This is a genomic window from Kaistia sp. UC242_56 (assembly GCF_044452255.1).
In the GTDB taxonomy this organism is placed as follows: Bacteria; Pseudomonadota; Alphaproteobacteria; order Rhizobiales; family Kaistiaceae; genus Kaistia; species Kaistia defluvii_A.
The window spans coordinates 2,264,395-2,279,530 of sequence record NZ_JBIOAN010000002.1 but is presented as its reverse complement, the minus strand read 5'-3'; the positions used below and the strand labels follow the sequence as shown (position 1 = coordinate 2,279,530).

Annotated in this window: 13 protein-coding genes; 6 read left to right on the top strand and 7 right to left on the bottom strand. The window is 66.0% G+C overall.

The features are described 5' to 3' along the window. Positions 1–91: 91 nt before the first annotated feature. Positions 92–1,129: a sugar ABC transporter substrate-binding protein gene (locus ACHMWQ_RS13420; RefSeq protein ID WP_354548726.1), complete on the bottom strand. Its 1,038-nt coding sequence runs from the start codon at positions 1,127–1,129 to the stop codon at positions 92–94. A gap of 481 nt (positions 1,130–1,610) precedes the next feature. On the opposite strand from ACHMWQ_RS13420, the gene ACHMWQ_RS13415 reads away from it, so the two are divergent. The 3 genes from ACHMWQ_RS13415 (at position 1,611) to ACHMWQ_RS13405 (ending at position 5,207) form a co-directional block, all read left to right on the top strand. Continuing rightward, positions 1,611–2,579: a sugar-binding protein gene (locus ACHMWQ_RS13415; protein ID WP_354548724.1), complete on the top strand. Its 969-nt coding sequence runs from the start codon at positions 1,611–1,613 to the stop codon at positions 2,577–2,579. A gap of 104 nt (positions 2,580–2,683) precedes the next feature. Beyond that, on the top strand, positions 2,684–4,210 hold the full coding sequence (locus tag ACHMWQ_RS13410; protein WP_396309443.1) for a sugar ABC transporter ATP-binding protein: 1,527 nt from the start codon (positions 2,684–2,686) through the stop codon (positions 4,208–4,210). Continuing rightward, entirely contained in the window at positions 4,203–5,207 is a 1,005-nt protein-coding gene (locus ACHMWQ_RS13405) for an ABC transporter permease (RefSeq protein ID WP_266331836.1), read from the top strand. Before ACHMWQ_RS13410 ends, ACHMWQ_RS13405 begins: the two co-directional genes overlap by 8 nt. A gap of 363 nt (positions 5,208–5,570) precedes the next feature. Here ACHMWQ_RS13405 and otnI read toward each other — a convergent pair whose 3' ends face one another. Together otnI and ltnD are read right to left on the bottom strand one after the other, a co-directional pair. After that, positions 5,571–6,347: a 2-oxo-tetronate isomerase gene (otnI, locus tag ACHMWQ_RS13400; RefSeq protein WP_396307839.1), complete on the bottom strand. Its 777-nt coding sequence runs from the start codon at positions 6,345–6,347 to the stop codon at positions 5,571–5,573. 7 nt (positions 6,348–6,354) lie between these two features. Next, on the bottom strand, positions 6,355–7,311 hold the full coding sequence (ltnD, locus tag ACHMWQ_RS13395) for an L-threonate dehydrogenase (RefSeq protein WP_396307838.1): 957 nt from the start codon (positions 7,309–7,311) through the stop codon (positions 6,355–6,357). A 234-nt stretch (positions 7,312–7,545) separates the two neighbouring features. Between ltnD and otnK the strand changes: the two genes are divergently transcribed. The 3 genes from otnK (at position 7,546) to ACHMWQ_RS13380 (ending at position 9,727) form a co-directional block, all read left to right on the top strand. Beyond that, positions 7,546–8,814, top strand: a complete 1,269-nt coding sequence (otnK, locus tag ACHMWQ_RS13390; protein ID WP_396307837.1) for a 3-oxo-tetronate kinase — start codon at positions 7,546–7,548, stop codon at positions 8,812–8,814. Beyond that, entirely contained in the window at positions 8,796–9,458 is a 663-nt protein-coding gene (otnC, locus tag ACHMWQ_RS13385) for a 3-oxo-tetronate 4-phosphate decarboxylase (protein ID WP_396307836.1), read from the top strand. Before otnK ends, otnC begins: the two co-directional genes overlap by 19 nt. 134 nt (positions 9,459–9,592) lie before the next feature. Beyond that, complete coding sequence (locus ACHMWQ_RS13380) at positions 9,593–9,727, top strand: hypothetical protein (protein WP_354548714.1); 135 nt, start codon at positions 9,593–9,595, stop codon at positions 9,725–9,727. 479 nt (positions 9,728–10,206) lie between these two features. Here ACHMWQ_RS13380 and ACHMWQ_RS13375 read toward each other — a convergent pair whose 3' ends face one another. The 4 genes from ACHMWQ_RS13375 to ACHMWQ_RS13360 form a co-directional block, all read right to left on the bottom strand. Continuing rightward, positions 10,207–11,484 (bottom strand): D-tagatose-bisphosphate aldolase, class II, non-catalytic subunit, encoded by a 1,278-nt coding sequence (locus ACHMWQ_RS13375; RefSeq protein ID WP_396307835.1) that lies wholly within the window; start codon positions 11,482–11,484, stop codon positions 10,207–10,209. Then, positions 11,484–12,440, bottom strand: a complete 957-nt coding sequence (locus ACHMWQ_RS13370; protein ID WP_396307834.1) for a sugar kinase — start codon at positions 12,438–12,440, stop codon at positions 11,484–11,486. The genes ACHMWQ_RS13375 and ACHMWQ_RS13370 overlap by 1 nt, the downstream gene beginning before the upstream one ends. Positions 12,441–12,742: 302 nt before the next feature. Further along, positions 12,743–13,975 carry an ROK family transcriptional regulator gene (locus ACHMWQ_RS13365; RefSeq protein WP_396307833.1) on the bottom strand — a complete coding sequence of 411 codons (1,233 nt, stop codon included), beginning with the start codon at positions 13,973–13,975 and terminating at the stop codon, positions 12,743–12,745. A 137-nt stretch (positions 13,976–14,112) separates the two neighbouring features. After that, a complete protein-coding gene (locus ACHMWQ_RS13360) occupies positions 14,113–15,132 on the bottom strand; it encodes a substrate-binding domain-containing protein (RefSeq protein WP_354548707.1) in 1,020 nt (339 codons plus the stop codon). Positions 15,133–15,136: the final 4 nt, after the last annotated feature.

The following is a 15,136-nucleotide window of genomic DNA, read 5'->3' as shown; positions in this document are numbered from 1 at the left end:
GGATGGAGCCCGCCGCCAACGCCTGTCAGGAACCGTCGCGGTCGCCTCCGGCACGATGTCTCGCGCGGAAGCGACCGCTTGTTCGGATGGATCAGATCAGGAAGTGGTTCTGCATCCACTGCATGCCGGCGGCATTTTCCTTGGTGACGACCGGACCGTCGGTGACGACATTCTTCGGAATGCCCTCGCCGGTCTTCTCGCCACCCGTCACAGCCGCGACGCCGGCGACGATGGCGCCGCCATGGATGCGGGAGGACGGATTGCGGACGGTGGCATACATGCGGCCATCCGCGACGGCGGCGATCGCCGGCGGCATGGCGTCGACGCCGCCGATCAGGATGTCGGTACGACCGCGCGACTTCATGACGTTGTAGGCGGCCAGCGCCATGTCGTCATTGTGGAAGAAGGCCGCGTCGATCTGCGGGTACTTCGTCAGATAGGTGTCCCACAGGCGCGAAGCCTTGGTGACGTCCCAATCGGCCGGCTGGTCGTCGAGCACTTCCATGCCCGGATTGGCGGCGATCACGGACTGGAAGCCCTTGGCACGACCCTGGGCGCCGGTATGGCCGAGCGCGCCCTGCGTCATGATGATCTTGCCCTTGCCGCCGAGCTTCTGCACGAGGGCCTGGGTCACCGAGGCGCCCATGAACTCGTTGTTCGGAGCAAGGAAGGTGTGGACGTTGATCTTGTCGAGCGGGGCGATCAGCGTGTCCATGTCGATAACCGGGATGCCGGCATCGATCATCTTCTGCACGGGCTGGATCAGCGTGCCGATGCCGAAGGCCTGGATCGCGACGAAGTCCCACTTCTGCGAGGCCATGTTGTCGATGGCGGCGCGCTGCTTGACCGCGTCGAGCTGGCCGTCGAACCAGGTAACCTCGACATTGAACAGTTTGCCCCAATGCTCGGCAGCCTGCTTGCCCTGGGCGCACCAGGTGGCCTGCAGGCCGGCGTTGGAGAAGGCCGCCTTGAGGGGCTTCTCGGAACGGCCGGTGGCCGCGGCCATCTCCTGCGCCATGGCGGGGCTGATGCCGAGACCGCCAAACATGGCGGCCGCGCTACCGGCGGCGGTGACGCCGGCAGTGCGGATAAAATCACGACGCGACTTGGAATGCTTGTCTTCAGACATCTCTTCCTCCCTCTCCGCTCGTCGAAACGCGAGCTTGAGCGGCTGATCATGACAGCGCTGTCAAAATAGTCAACGCGGTCCGTTTCATAATGTTCTGCCCGTCTTTTACGCTTGACGACGCTATTCATCGCACAATAGCGTAAGGGAGACCGCGTATAGGATCATCGAACTTAAACAAGGCGTTACGCCAGGATTGGCTAAGATCTGACCGGCCATCTCCCGCGAGGAGGTCGCCGCAAGACCTATACTGCATAGAGAGAGACTTCCGAGCTGGAGGACCCCGTCGACCGACGGGAGAGCGAGGAAAAAAATCTCCCCTATCCAGTACATCCCGGCATGCGGATCGGCAGAACATCGATCCGCGCGACACGAAGGACCGAGGATCCGTTCGCGTTCGGCAATGGATGCATTCAGGCGCTATGGCCTGATTATTTCCACACATTCAAAAAACAGTTTGAAACTATCAAAGGGCGAGGAAACCATGCACATCTTCAACAGGCGTTCCCTGATCATCGCGTCGTCGGCCATCGCCATGGCGCTGACCGCTACCCAGCCGTCCTTCGCGGCCGACAAGAAGACGCTCGCCTTCGTGGTGAACGTTCCGGCCGACTTCTGGACGATTGCCCGCGCCGGCACCAACAAGGCCCAGGCCGAGCTGCCGAACTACAACATCGAGTTCTACATCCCCGGCGAAATGTCGGCCGCCGCGCAGAAGAAGATCCTCGAGGACCTGCTCGCCCGCGGCGTCGCCGGCGTCGCCATCAGCCCGGTCAATCCGGACGACTCGACCGCCATCCTCAACGAAGTCGCCTCGAAGGCCGTCCTCATCACCCATGACGCCGACGCGCCGAAGTCGAACCGCCTGATGTATGTCGGCACCGACAACGTCGCCGCGGGCCGCCAGGCCGGCGAGCTGATGAAGAAGGCTCTGCCGAATGGCGGCAAGGCGATGCTGTTCGTCGGCACCATGGACGCAGCCAATGCGCGCGAACGCTCGCAGGGCATCAAGGAAGCCATCGCCGGCACCAAGATCGAGATCATCGACATCCGTACCGATGGCGGCGACCAGGCGAAGGCCAAGGCCAATGTCGAGGATACGCTGACGAAGTACCCGGATATCGACCTGCTGGTCGGTCTGTGGGCCTACAACACGCCGCAGATCTACAACGCCGTGAAGGCGCTCGGTAAGGCCGGCTCGGTCAAGATCGTCGGCTTCGACGAAGACCAGCAGACCCTCAAGGGCGTCGCCGAAGGCGTCATCGACGGCACCGTCGTGCAGCAGCCCTTCGAGTTCGGCTACCAGTCGATGATCAACATGGCGAAGATCATCGAAGGCGATAAGTCGGTCATCCCCGAGAACAAGCTGCAGATCGTCCCGACGCAGATCATCGACAAGTCCAACGTCAAGGAATTTGGCGAGAACCTGAAGAAGGTCCTGTCCGGCAAGTAAGAGCCCGATCGCTTGCGCGTCCCCGGCCGGCTTCCGTCCGCCGGGGACGCGTTTGGTGCACATGCAGTCCGGGCACACGCGCGGACAATCATCTCGCGGGCATGATGACAGAACAAATTCTCGAACTACGTGCCATCACCAAGACCTATCCGGGCGTGACCGCCCTCAGCGGCGTTGACCTCACCGTCAATTCCGGCGAGGTGCTCGGGCTGATTGGCGAAAACGGCGCCGGCAAATCCACCTTGATGAAGATCCTGGGCGGCGTCGTCGCGCCAAGCGCGGGAACGATCCGGATCGACGACGTCGAGCACGCGTCGCTGACGGTCAACAGTTCCACGGGCGCCGGCATCGCCTTCGTCCACCAGGAGCTCAATCTCTTCGAGAATCTCGACGTGGCGAGCAACGTCCTGATCGGACGGGAGCCCCGGTTCGGCGGCTTCATGAAGCTTATCGACCAGAAGGCGCTGCGGGCGCGGGTGCAACCCCTGCTCGACCGCCTCGGCGTCGACTTCAACGCCGGCGCGCTGGTCGAGGACCTTTCGATCGCGCAGCGCCAAATGGTCGAAATCGCCAAGGCGCTCTCCTTCGACGCCCGCGTCATCATCATGGACGAGCCGACCTCCAGTCTCACCCTGACCGAGACGGAACGGCTGCTGACGGTGATCGGCGAACTGCGCCAGTCCGGCGTCAGCGTCATCTACATCTCGCACCGCCTGTCCGAAGTGATGGCCTGTGCCGACCGCGTCGTCGTCCTGCGCGACGGCCAGCGGGTCGGCGCGCTCGATCGCGGGCAGATCACGCATGATGCGATGATCCGGCTGATGATCGGCCGATCGCTGAAATCGCTTTATGTTCCGCCGAAACAGCCGCCGCGCGACCAGGGGCTGGTCGTCGAGGATCTCGTCACCACCGCTTTTGCCAACAGCAAAGTGTCGTTCACGATCCGCCGCGGCGAAATCGTCGGGCTGGCGGGTCTGGTCGGCTGCGGCCGCACCGAGATGGCGCAGGCGATCTTCGGCGTCGACCCGGCGCTTGGCGGGCGCGTCACGATCGACGGCAAGCCGGTCAAGCTCGGCGACGTCCGCTCGGCCATCGCCCACGGCATCTATCTGGCGCCGGAGGATCGCAAGCGGTCCGGCCTGGTGCTGGACCTGCCGATCGCGGAGAACATCACGCTGGCCAGCCTGCCGCGCTATGCACGGATGACGCTGGTCGACACCACCGCCGAACACAAGGTCGCCGAGGAACAGAGCCGCAGGCTCAAGATCAAGGCGCCCAATGTCGACACGATCGCCCTCACCCTTTCGGGCGGCAACCAGCAGAAGATCGTGCTCGGCAAATGGATGTCGATGCAGCCCAATGTGGTGATCTTCGACGAGCCGACGCGCGGCATCGACGTCGGCGCCAAGAGCGAGATCTACGCGCTGATGCGCGAACTCTCCGACGCCGGCGTCGCGATCCTGATGATCTCCAGCGACATGGAAGAGGTGCTGGGCGTCAGCGACCGCATGATCGTCATGCATGAAGGCCACGTCTCCGGCCATCTCGAACGCAACCAATTCTCCGAACACAACGTGCTGACGCTCGCCGTCGGTGGAACGATCCAACAGGAAGCCATCGAACATGCTTAGGAAAGAACTCGGTCTCTTCCTGCTGATCATCATCATCGGCGCGATTACCGCGGTGCTCAATCCGCAGTTCATCTCGCAGATCAACCTCTCCAACCTCGCCAACCAGATCGGCCTGTTCGGCCTGTTCGCGATCGGCGTCGGCGTGGTCATCATCACCGGCGGCATCGAATTGTCGGTCGGCTCGATGCTGGCGCTGCTCGGCATCATCTTCCTCGACCTGCTCGTCAATCACGAGCTGGCCTGGCCGCTCGCGCTGCTGATCACGGTCGGCGGCGGCGTCATCCTCGGCACGATCCACGGCCTGCTGGTGACGCAGCTGCGGCTGCAGCCCTTCGTCGTCACGCTTTGCGGCCTGCTGATCTACCGCGGCCTGGCGCGCTACTACACCGCCGATTCGACCGCCGGCTTCGGCTATGGCAGCGGCTACGAGACGCTGGAATGGCTGGTTTCGGGCCGCGTCGGCGTGGTTCCGAACGCCTTCATCTTCTTCGTCGCGGTCTGCCTGATCATGTCGGTCGTTCTGCACAAGTCGGTGTTCGGACGCTACCTGTTCGCCGTCGGCAAGAACGAGGAAGCCGCCCGCTTCTCCGGCATTCCGACCAAGCTGGTGATCACCGCCGCCTATTCGATCGCGGGCCTGCTGACCGGCCTGTCGGCGATCTTCTTCGTGTTCTACACGCAGTCGGTCTCGCCCTCGGCGCATGGCAATTTCTACGAGCTCTATGCGGTCGCGGCGGCCGTGCTGGGTGGCTGTTCGCTGCGCGGCGGCGAGGGTTCGATCCTTGGCATCTTCCTCGGCACGGTGCTGCTGCAGGTGCTGCAGAACCTCGTCAACATGCTGGGTATCCCGAGTTCGCTGAACTACACGGTGATGGGCGCCGTGATCATGCTTGGCGTCATCGCCGACCGCGAACTGCAGCGCCGCCGCATGCAGAAGATCATGATCGAAAGCGCAACGGCCCGCGCCACGGGCAAGCCCTCGGCCGCAGCCGGCTGATCCCCGCCATACCGATGCGGACGGGGCCTGGGGGCAACCTCAGGCCCCGTTTTCGTTTTTCTCGGGGGTTATGCATAGAGGGCTCATGGGCCGAGGTGTAGGGGATCGTCGCCCTTGCCCTCCATGCCACCACACCCTCGCCGTCATCCCGGACGCAGCGAAGCGGAGATCCGGGATCCATGCAGCTGGGTTTTCTAGCGGTGACCCTACGCGGCCATCGCTCCGGCTGAATGGATCCCGGGTCAAGCCCGGGATGACGGCGAGGGTGTGGTGGGATGGGAGGCAGGGATGACGGCCCGGGAGACATGAAAGAAAGCCGGGGCAGTCGCCTGCCCCGGCCTTTTCCATGCCCGATGCCCAGGTTTAGCGAAGCGCCGTCTGCTTCATCCAGCCGAGGCCATCGAGCGTCGCGCCGGCGGGGCGGTATTCGCAGCCGACGAAGCCGGCATAGCCGAGCCGGTCGAGTTCGTCGAAAATGCGGAAATCGTTCAGTTCGCCGGTGCCCGGCTCGTTGCGCAGCGGCACGGAGGCGATCTGGACGTGGCCGATGATCGGCAGCATCGCCTCCAGGCTCTTGATCACGTCGCCATGCAGAATCTGGCGGTGATAGATGTCGTATTGGAGCTTCAGATTGGGCAGGCCCAGTTCCTCGATGATTCCCGCCGCCATGCCGAAATCGTTCAGGAAATAGCCCGGCATGTCGCGGCGGTTGATCGGCTCCAGCACGAGGTCGATGCCATGCGGCGCCATGGTCGCGCAGGCAAAGCGCACCGCGTCGCGATAGAGGGCGCCCGCCTCTGAAGATCCGCTCGGCGCGAGGCCCGACATCATGTGCAGCCGCCGGACGCCCGTCGCCAGCGCATAGTCGAGCGCCTTCGCCACCGAGGCGCGGAACTCGTCCTGCCGGCCCGGCAGCGCCGCGATGCCGCGCTCGCCAGCCGCCCAGTCTCCCGGCGGCAGGTTGAACAGCGCCTGCTCGAGCCCGGCCGCCTTCAGCCTCGCCGCGACGTCCTCCGGCGAGAAATCATAGGGGAACAGGAACTCGACGGCCTTGAAGCCGGCATCGGCGGCGGCGGCGAAGCGGTCGAGGAACGACCACTCGTTGAACATCATCGAGAGATTGGCGGCGAAACGCGGCATCGAAATCTCAGTCCTTGTCGGTGGAAGCGGTTGCCTTGTCGGTGGAGGCGGGTGCGCCGGGCAGGTCGAGGCCGGCGATCATGGCATAGAGGCGCGCGACCGAGGCGTCGTCATCCTTGCCCATTCCGGCGGCGGCAGTCATCAGGAACATCTGCAGCGCCGAGGACGCGATCGGCGTCGCGAATTTTTCGCTGCGCGAGATGTCGGCGATGATGCCGAGATCCTTGGTGAAGATCTCAACGGCGCTCTTCGGCGAATAATCGCCATCCAGCACATGCGGCATGCGGTTCTCGAACATCCAGGAATTGCCGGCCGAGGCAGTAATCACCTCATACACCTTGGCGATGTCGAGTCCGAGCCGCTTGGCGAAGACGATCGCCTCGGACGCGGCGGCGATGTGAACGCCTGCCAGCAACTGATTGACGATCTTGAAGGAAGCGCCGATGCCCGGCTCGTCGCCGAGCAGATAGAGCTTGGCCGACATGGCGTCGAGCGCCGCGCGCGCCTTGGCGATCGCCTCGGGCCTTCCCGAAACCAGCATGGTGAGCGCGCCCTCGGCGGCGCGCGCCGCGCCGCCGGAAATCGGCGCGTCGACATAGTGCCGGCCGGTCGCCTCGACCGCTTCGGCGAGCGCCCGCGCCCGCTCCGGCGCCATGGTGGCGCAGGAGACGATCACCGCGCCCGGCTTGGCCGAGGCCAGCAATCCGCCCTCGCCCAGCAGCACCTGCTGCGTCTGGTCGGCGTTAACGACGACAATGACAAGGATGTCGGCCGTGGCGGCGGCCTCGGCCAGCGACGCGGCGCCGGCGCCATGCTCGGCGGCGAATTTCGCCACGACCTCCGGGCGGGTGTCGAAGCCGGTGACGGCGAAGCCGGCCTTGGCCAGGGACTGCGCCATGCCATATCCCATCGACCCGAGGCCGATGACCGAGAGCCGCGCTCCCGACTCATCCTTTGTCGCCATGACGTCATCCTTTCCCAGGGAACGCCGCCCTTGTGCGCTCCATTATGCTAGCGCTGTCATTGGTTGCGAATTCCCTATGACAGCGCTAACAGTAGGCGATACTAGCCGAGCCGGAGCGGCGGTCGTCAAGCCCATGGGAGGGCGAAAGTGCTTTGCGTTGCCATTTATCGCCGCCCTTCCCCGACCGCTCCGTCCGGCAAGCCAGCCTGACCTCCCCTGCAAGGACATGACCGCATGCTGCTTGGATGCATCGCTGACGACCTGACCGGCGCTACCGACCTCTCGCTGATGCTGTCACGCGAGGGCCTGCGCACGGTGCAGAGCACCGGCCTGCCGCAGGACGATCTCGACCTTTCCGAGGTCGATGCGCTCGTCGTCGCCTTGAAATCGCGCACCATCCCGGCGGCCGACGCCGTGGCGCAGTCGCTGGCCGCGGCCGAATGGCTGCTGGCGCATGGCGCGCAGCGTCTGTTCTTCAAATATTGCTCGACCTTCGACTCGACCGATGAAGGCAATATCGGCCCGGTGGCGGAAGCGCTGCTGAAGCGGCTCGATGCCGGCTTCACCATCGCCTGCCCCGCCTTCCCTGCGACCGGCCGGTCGATCTACCAGGGCCACCTCTTCGTCAATGGCGTGCCGCTCAACGAAAGCTCGATGCGCGACCATCCGCTGACGCCGATGCGCGATTCGGATCTTCGCCGCGTGCTGCAGCGGCAGACCGAGCTGCCGGTCGGACTGGTCGCTTATGCCGATGTCGATGCTGGCGCCGAGGCCATCGCCAAGGCCTTCGCGCGCGAGCAGGCCGCCGGCAAGCGCATCGCCATCGTCGATGCCCTGCAGGACGCCCATCTGCGCGAGATCGGCAAGGCGCTGGTCGACGTGAAACTCGTCACCGGCGGTTCCGGCATCGCCATCGGCTTGCCCGCCGCCTATCGCGATGCGGGCCTGATCGACCAGCTGACGCCGCCGGCAACCTCGATCGCCGCGCCCAAGGGACGCGGCGCGATCCTCGCCGGCTCGTGCTCGGCCGCGACGCGCGGCCAGGTCGCCAAGGCGCAGGAAGCCGGGCTGCCGACGCTTCGCATCGACCCGCTGGAGATCGCCTCCGGCGCGCTGACGCCGGCCTCCGTGATCGACTGGCTGGTGTCGCAGGCGAGCGACGTCACGCCGCTGGTTTATTCCAGCGACGATCCCGACAGCGTCCGCGCCGTGCAGGAAAAGCTCGGCCGCGAGAAGGCCGGCACGCTGGTGGAAGACTTGCTCGCCGCCGTCGCAGCGGCTCTGCCGGCCAAGGGCTTCACCCGCCTGCTGGTGGCCGGCGGCGAGACCTCCGGCGCCGTCGTCAACGCGCTCGGCGTCAAGGCGCTGTCGATCGGCCCGGAAATCGATCCCGGCGTGCCGTGGACGCGCAGCCGTTCCGGTCCGGATGTTGCGCTGGCGCTCAAATCCGGCAATTTCGGCACGCCCGATTTCTTCCTCAAGGCATGGAGTTCGCTCGCGTGAGCCCGACATCCCAGACCGAATCCGCGCTTCGCGAGCGCATCTGCAAGTGCGGCGCCTCGATGTTCCAGCGCGGCCTGACCTTCGGCTCGACCGGCAACATCTCGGTCGCGCTGCCGGATGGCGGCTGGCTGATGACGCCGACCAACGCCTCGCTCGGCGACCTCGACCCAGCCCGGATTTCGAAGATCGACGCCAACGGCAACCATGTCGGCGGCGACAAGCCGACCAAGGAAGCCTTCCTGCACCGGGTCATGTATCAGCAGCGCCCGACCTGCGAGGCGGTGGTCCACCTGCACTCGACCCATTCGGTCGCGGTCTCCTGCCTGCACCATATCGACCATCATGACTGCCTGCCGCCGCTGACGGCCTATTACATCATGCGCGTGGGCAAGCTGCCGCTGGTGCCCTATCACCCGCCCGGAGACGAGAGCCTGGCGCTGGCCGTGGAAAAGCTGGCGGACAAGCATCATGCCGTGCTGCTCGCCAATCACGGCCCGGTCGTCGCGGGAAAGAGCCTCGAAGACGCGATGTATGCGACCGAGGAACTGGAGGAGACGGCCAAGCTGTTCCTGATGCTGCGCGGCGAGGCCACCCGCCCGCTGACGCCGGAACAGGTCGCCGAGCTGCGCAAACGCGGAGGCTGAGGCGCCCGCGCTAACCGCCGACCCAATCGTGATCGGGCCCTCGGTTCCGGTCACGATGGATTGACGGAACCGTCCTTGAGTCGCTGCCGGCAAAGCCGATAATCCTGCACCTGCGGTTGCATGGGGAGGACAGCATGAGACTCGTTTTCGCTCTGCTTTTCTGCGTGGTGTCCCTGGCCGGCTGCCAGACCGACCAGGCGTCAACAGACGGCACCTTCACGAGTTGCCAGTCGATCGGCACGGGCGGCACCGCCGACGTCATCTGCTGACCGGCGCGTGTGCGAACAGGGAAGCTTTTTGACGGCCGACGCGGCGTCGTCTCGGTCGGGTGAGCGAGCGTTCACCTGCCCCCGAGAGCGTTCGAATTGCGCCAACCTCAACATGCTGAGGAGGCCCGCCGGGCCGTCTCGAAGCACGCGGAGCGATGGTGCTCGATATAGCTGGGTTCCGATCGGGACCCTCCCCGTCGTCCCGGCGCAGGCCGGGATCCAGACGCTCCGCGACAGCAAGGCTGCGCCAGATCTCCAAGGCCGGTGTTCATGGGCCCCGGCCTTCGCCGGGGCGACGGAGCCTGCGCCGTACAGAGCTACTCTTCACCTCTCCCTGAGGGAGAGGTCGGAGCGGAGCTCCGGGTGAGGGTTTAGGGAATCATCCGGTGAGGCCGTAAACCCTCACCCGCCGGCCTTCGGCCGTCGACCTCTCCCTTAGGGAGAGGTGAAGGCTAGCATCCAGCGGAGAGAACCTACCCCTACCCCGGCCGGCAGGCGCGCCCATAGAGCTGCAGCATGCGTTCGATGCCGCGCTCCAGCAGCGCCTCGGCCGTCGGCGCGCATTCGGCGCTGCGCACGGCTTCCGCGTCCTCGGCGAGGAACTGCGTGATCAGCGGCTCCGGGATCGTCCGGCCCTTGAGCGTCGCCATCAGCTTCGCCACCGCGCGCTCCGCCTGCTCATGCGGCCAGTAATAGCGGATGCGGTCGCTGTAGCTGTAATGGCGCAGCACATGCTGCTCGTCGGGCGTGCCGGGATAATAGCGCTGCCAGTAGTTCGGCTCGGCCAGCATCAGCGCTTCCATCGCCTTTGCCAGCGCCCGGTCGCCATAGGAAGCCTCCAGCTCCGACGCGATCAGGTCGAGGCCATAGAGCGTCTGGCGCAGCGCGAAGGTCAGGCCCGGCCCGACCTTCAGGATCGGAAAGCCGTCGCGGACCAGCGTCGCGAGGGCCGCTTCCGGCTGGTAATCGGTCGAGTGCGCCTCGAACACGAACTGCGGCTCGTCGGCGAGCACGGCGATCAGCTCGCGCGCCCGCTCCGGCCGGTAGACGACCACCTTGTCATGGCCGAACTCGACGCCGGGCTGCACGACCAGGCCGATGACGCGGGCGAAGGCCTCGCCAAGGCCGGCTTCCGCGAAGACCCGGCGGTGGGTGGCGATGGTTTCGCGCGCGGCGGAAGCAAGGGTCGGCGGCACGTCGTCGAGATCGTGCAGCGCCCCGCCCGGCGTCGGCACTTCCGTGCCGATGATGTAGACCGGCAGCGCCAGGCCGTTCGACTTGGCCGTCGCCTCGGCCACCTTGGCGAGCCGCGCGGCGCGATGCGCCGTCGTCTCGTCGTCGAGGCCCTCCGGTTCGCCGGCGCAGCCCATGCTGGCGTCGAGATGGATTTTTGTGAAGCCGGCGGCGACATAGGCGCCGACCATGATCTCGGCCTTGGCCAAGGCTTCCTCAGCCGGCAGGTTGCGCCAGGGATTGGGTCCCAAATGGTCGCCGCCGAGGATCAGGTTCGCCATGTCGAAGCCGACCTCGGCCGCGATACCCTCGACGAAGCGGCGAAAGTCAGCCGGCTTCATGCCGGTATAACCACCCTCGTGATTGACCTGATTGCAGGTCGCCTCGATCAGCACGACGGTGCCGGTGCGGCGGCCTTCGCGCAGCGTCGCGCGGATGACGGCGGGATGCGCCGAGCAGACGGAGGTGATGCCCCGCGTGCGGCCGGCCTGGTAGTCGCGGGCGAGTTCGGTCAGCAGGCTCATCAGGCGGCTCCCACCGGCGTTGCGGCGATGAAGGCGTCGAGTTCGGCGAAGGACGAGGTGCCCTCCATCGGTCCCTTGACGGTGACGGTGCGCGCGCCGGCGGCATTGGCATAGCGCAAGGAATCCTCGACCGACCTGCCGAGACGGCGGGCGACCAGGAAGGTGGCGCCAAAACTGTCGCCGGCCCCGGTCGGGTCGATTTCCTCGACGACGAGGCCGGGCATGTCGGTTCGGCCGTTGCGATCGAAATGGCTGGCGCCGGCCTTGCCGCGCTTCAGCACGATTTCCTGCACGCCGGCATCGAGCAGCGCCGCGATGGCGCGGCCCTCGTCGGCCTCGCCGGAGAACAGCGACAGTTCCTCGCCCGAGGGCAGGAACAGGTCGGTCGCCGCCAGCACGGACTGGAACGCTGCCTTGCCGGCGGGGTCGCGCAGCATCTCGACGCGGATGTTGGGATCGAACGAGACCGTGCCGCCCCGCGCCTTGATGGCGGGGATCGACGCGCTGACCATGCCGAACACGGCCGGCACCGGCAGGCCGGAGCCCATCACATGCAGGTGCCCGGCCTCGGCCAGAACGGCCTGTGCCTCGGGCGTCGCGGCGATGCGCCCGGCGGCGCTGTCGCGCATGTTGAAGACGAAGTCGCGGCCGCCATCGGGGCGGTAACGGACGAAAGCGCTGCCGGTGGCGGCGCCGGGATGGATGGCGACGGCGGAGACATCGACGCCGTCCTGCTTCAGGCGCTCGAGATTGACCGTGCCGAAATCGTCGTCGCCGACGGCCGAGACGATCGCCGCCGGATGGCCGAGCTTGCCGACCTGGTCGATGAAGATCGCCGGCGCGCCGCTCGGGAACGGCCCGATCAGCGTCTGCGCCTCCAGGAAGCCATGGCCGAGCGTGGTCGCCATGATCTCGACGAGGATCTCGCCAATGGTGACGATCTTGCCTTCAATCATACTCTTCGCCCCTCCCTGGGCTCGCCCGCCTGGAGCAGGATAGCTTTCGTCCAACAGGACCGTATTTCTTCACCTCTCCCTGAGGGAGAGCTTCGCGCAACGTCGCCGAAACGCCAGCGCCGTCCCCCTCCGCCGTCATCCCGGCGAAGGCCGGGATCCATACCCACAGGCCCGCCAGAGAGAGGCCGGCCTGCTCGGCCGGTGTTCATGGGCCCCGGCCTTCGCCGGGGCGACGGTCTTTGAGGTTGCGAAGACGGCTCTTGGCAAAGGCGAGACGGCCGTTCGCATCCCCATCCTCGATATCACGTCTGAAACAGCGTGATCGGTTGGGCGCTGGCGTAGATCGCGCTTTCGTCGATGGAAAACATGCGCTGATGCATGATCAGCGCGCCACCCAGCGCGGGACCTTCGAGGCCCAGCGCCGAGACCTCGATCCTGGGCATCGGGAACCCTTCGAGGAACTCGCGGCGCATGGCCTCCTCGACCTCTTCGGCGACGAAACGGAACAGCGGCGCCACGGTGCCGCCGAGGATGATCACGCCGGGATTGAGCACGCTCGAAAGCTGGATCAGCCCGATGGCGAGGCCGCCACCCCATTCGCGCACCGTGCGGATCGCGCTCGCCTCCCCAGCTTTGAGTGCCGCCAGCAACTGGTCGAGATCCGCGCCTTCGGCGGCGCCATTGGCGCGGTAGCGCGCCAGCACGGCGTCCTTGCCGATATAGCTTTCGAGATGGCCGGGCTTGTGCCGCCCGGCATAGAAGCCCTCGCTGCCGAGCACGATCTGGCCGAATTCGCCGGCAAAACCGGACGAGCCCCGAAACAGTCGGCCGCCAATGACGATGCCGCCGCCGGCGCCATTCTCGATCAGCAGGAAAGCGACCGTTTCGGCGCTGTGCGAGGTGTCGCGATAGGTCTCGGCGATCGCGAAGGCATTGGCGTCGTTCTCGATCGAGACCGCCAGCTCCAGCTTCGGAAAGCGGGCGGCCAAGCGCCGGGTGATCAGGCTCTTCAGGTCGACGTCGCGCCAGCCGATGATCAGCGCGTTCAGCACCTTACCGTCCGCGTCGAGCAGCGCCGGCAGGGTGACGCAGAGGCCGCGAATCTGGCCCTGGTCCGGCAGGCCCTCGATGACCTCGCCGATCATCGCGGCGATGCGGTCGATGCCGTCCTCGACCGGCTGCTGATGGGTCGGAAACGGGGTGGAGATGCGCCGGATCTCGTGGGCGCAGAGGTCGATGGCGACCACGGTCAGCCGGTCGACGCCGATCTCGGCGCCCAGGAAGGTCGCGCCGGCCGGGTTGATCTCGATGTTGATACCGGGCCGCCCGGTCTTGGCGGCGTTCTCGCCGCGGCCGCCATTCGGCAGTTCGACGACGAGCGCATCGGCCATCAGATTGGTGATGATGTTGCCGGTGGTCGAGCGGTTGAGCCCGAGCATGCGCGCCAGATCGGCCCGGCTCATTCCCCCGCTGCGAAACAGCGCGTTCAGCGCCCGGATTTCGTTGAGGTAGCGGACGGATTGAGGGGTTGCCAAGATCTGGGACTCATTCTGGAACGACTTGGAGGCTTCCCGGAACGCGCGGGAAGCGAACCCACGCGGGCGGAGAGGGAGAGGCGGCCGAGACCGCCTCTCCGGAGTAGCTGCGCGCAATCTCTGCGCGCTAAGCCTGATTACTGCGTCTTGCGCATTTCGAGAAGGCCGTCGACGTTGTCGAGCGTGACGGGGATCCACGGCACGGAGTAATGCTGCTGCTTGCCGCCTTCCCAGGCCAGCTTGCCGCCATTGACGTCCCAGACCTTGGCCTGCGGCTTGTAGTCCGGCTGCTTGGCGACGAGGGCGAGGTCGATCGCGCCCTGGGCCTGTGCGTCGGCATCCTGCAGCGTCGACATCATCTCGCCGCGCTTGACGGCGAGCAGCGCGTCGGTGACGCCGTCGACGCCGGCGACCGGAATGGTCTTCGGGTCGAGGCCGTGCGCCTTGATCGCCTCGAGCGCGCCGATGGCGATCTCGTCATTCTCGCCGATGACGCCGTTGATCTGGCCGGCATGGGCGGTCAGCCAGTTTTCCATCAGCGACAGGGCCTCGGCGCGCGACCAGTTGGCCGTCTTCTGCTCGAGAACCTTGATGTCGGGATAGTCCTTCAGGGTCTCTTCGATACCCTGCAGGCGCTGCACCTGGGCCGACTGGCCGATCATGCCTTCGCCGATGACGACATTGCCCTTGCCGCCCATCTTGTCGAACACGGACTTGGCCAGCAGCTTGCCGGCTTCGATGTCGTTCGAGGCGATGTAGGCGTTGTAGAGGTCAGTGTTGGAGATCAGCGTGTTCGAGCCGATGACGGTGATGCCGGCATCCTTGGCGCGCTGGACGGGATCGTTGCCGGCGTCGATGTCGACGGGCACGAAGATGATCGCGTCATACTTCTCGCTGATCGCGGTGTCGAACTGGTTCGACTGGGTCAGCGCGTCCATGCGGCCGTCGAGCACGGTCAGCTTGACGCTGCCGTCCTTGACCAGCGGGTGCTGGTTGGCGGCATTGGCCCAGAGCACGTTGAATTCCGTGTCGAGGCTCTGCACCACGGCGGCGATGCGGACGGGGTCGGCGGCTGCCGCCTGCCCGATCGTCAGCGCCGCGATGCCGACGCCGGCCAGCATGGCCAGCCCGCGGCGGGTAAAGGTCTTGAGTGCCATTATG

Bases quoted from the DNA above. Each gene is read 5' to 3' on its own strand.
- ACHMWQ_RS13420 (WP_354548726.1), bottom strand. From the start codon at position 1,129: ATGTCTGAAGACAAGCATTCCAAGTCGCGTCGTGATTTTATCCGCACT.
- ACHMWQ_RS13415 (WP_354548724.1), top strand. From the start codon at position 1,611: ATGCACATCTTCAACAGGCGTTCCCTGATCATCGCGTCGTCGGCCATC.
- ACHMWQ_RS13410 (WP_396309443.1), top strand. From the start codon at position 2,684: ATGACAGAACAAATTCTCGAACTACGTGCCATCACCAAGACCTATCCG.
- ACHMWQ_RS13405 (WP_266331836.1), top strand. From the start codon at position 4,203: ATGCTTAGGAAAGAACTCGGTCTCTTCCTGCTGATCATCATCATCGGC.
- otnI (WP_396307839.1), bottom strand. From the start codon at position 6,347: ATGCCGCGTTTCGCCGCCAATCTCTCGATGATGTTCAACGAGTGGTCG.
- ltnD (WP_396307838.1), bottom strand. From the start codon at position 7,311: ATGGCGACAAAGGATGAGTCGGGAGCGCGGCTCTCGGTCATCGGCCTC.
- otnK (WP_396307837.1), top strand. From the start codon at position 7,546: ATGCTGCTTGGATGCATCGCTGACGACCTGACCGGCGCTACCGACCTC.
- otnC (WP_396307836.1), top strand. From the start codon at position 8,796: ATGGAGTTCGCTCGCGTGAGCCCGACATCCCAGACCGAATCCGCGCTT.
- ACHMWQ_RS13380 (WP_354548714.1), top strand. From the start codon at position 9,593: ATGAGACTCGTTTTCGCTCTGCTTTTCTGCGTGGTGTCCCTGGCCGGC.
- ACHMWQ_RS13375 (WP_396307835.1), bottom strand. From the start codon at position 11,484: ATGAGCCTGCTGACCGAACTCGCCCGCGACTACCAGGCCGGCCGCACG.
- ACHMWQ_RS13370 (WP_396307834.1), bottom strand. From the start codon at position 12,440: ATGATTGAAGGCAAGATCGTCACCATTGGCGAGATCCTCGTCGAGATC.
- ACHMWQ_RS13360 (WP_354548707.1), bottom strand. From the start codon at position 15,132: ATGGCACTCAAGACCTTTACCCGCCGCGGGCTGGCCATGCTGGCCGGC.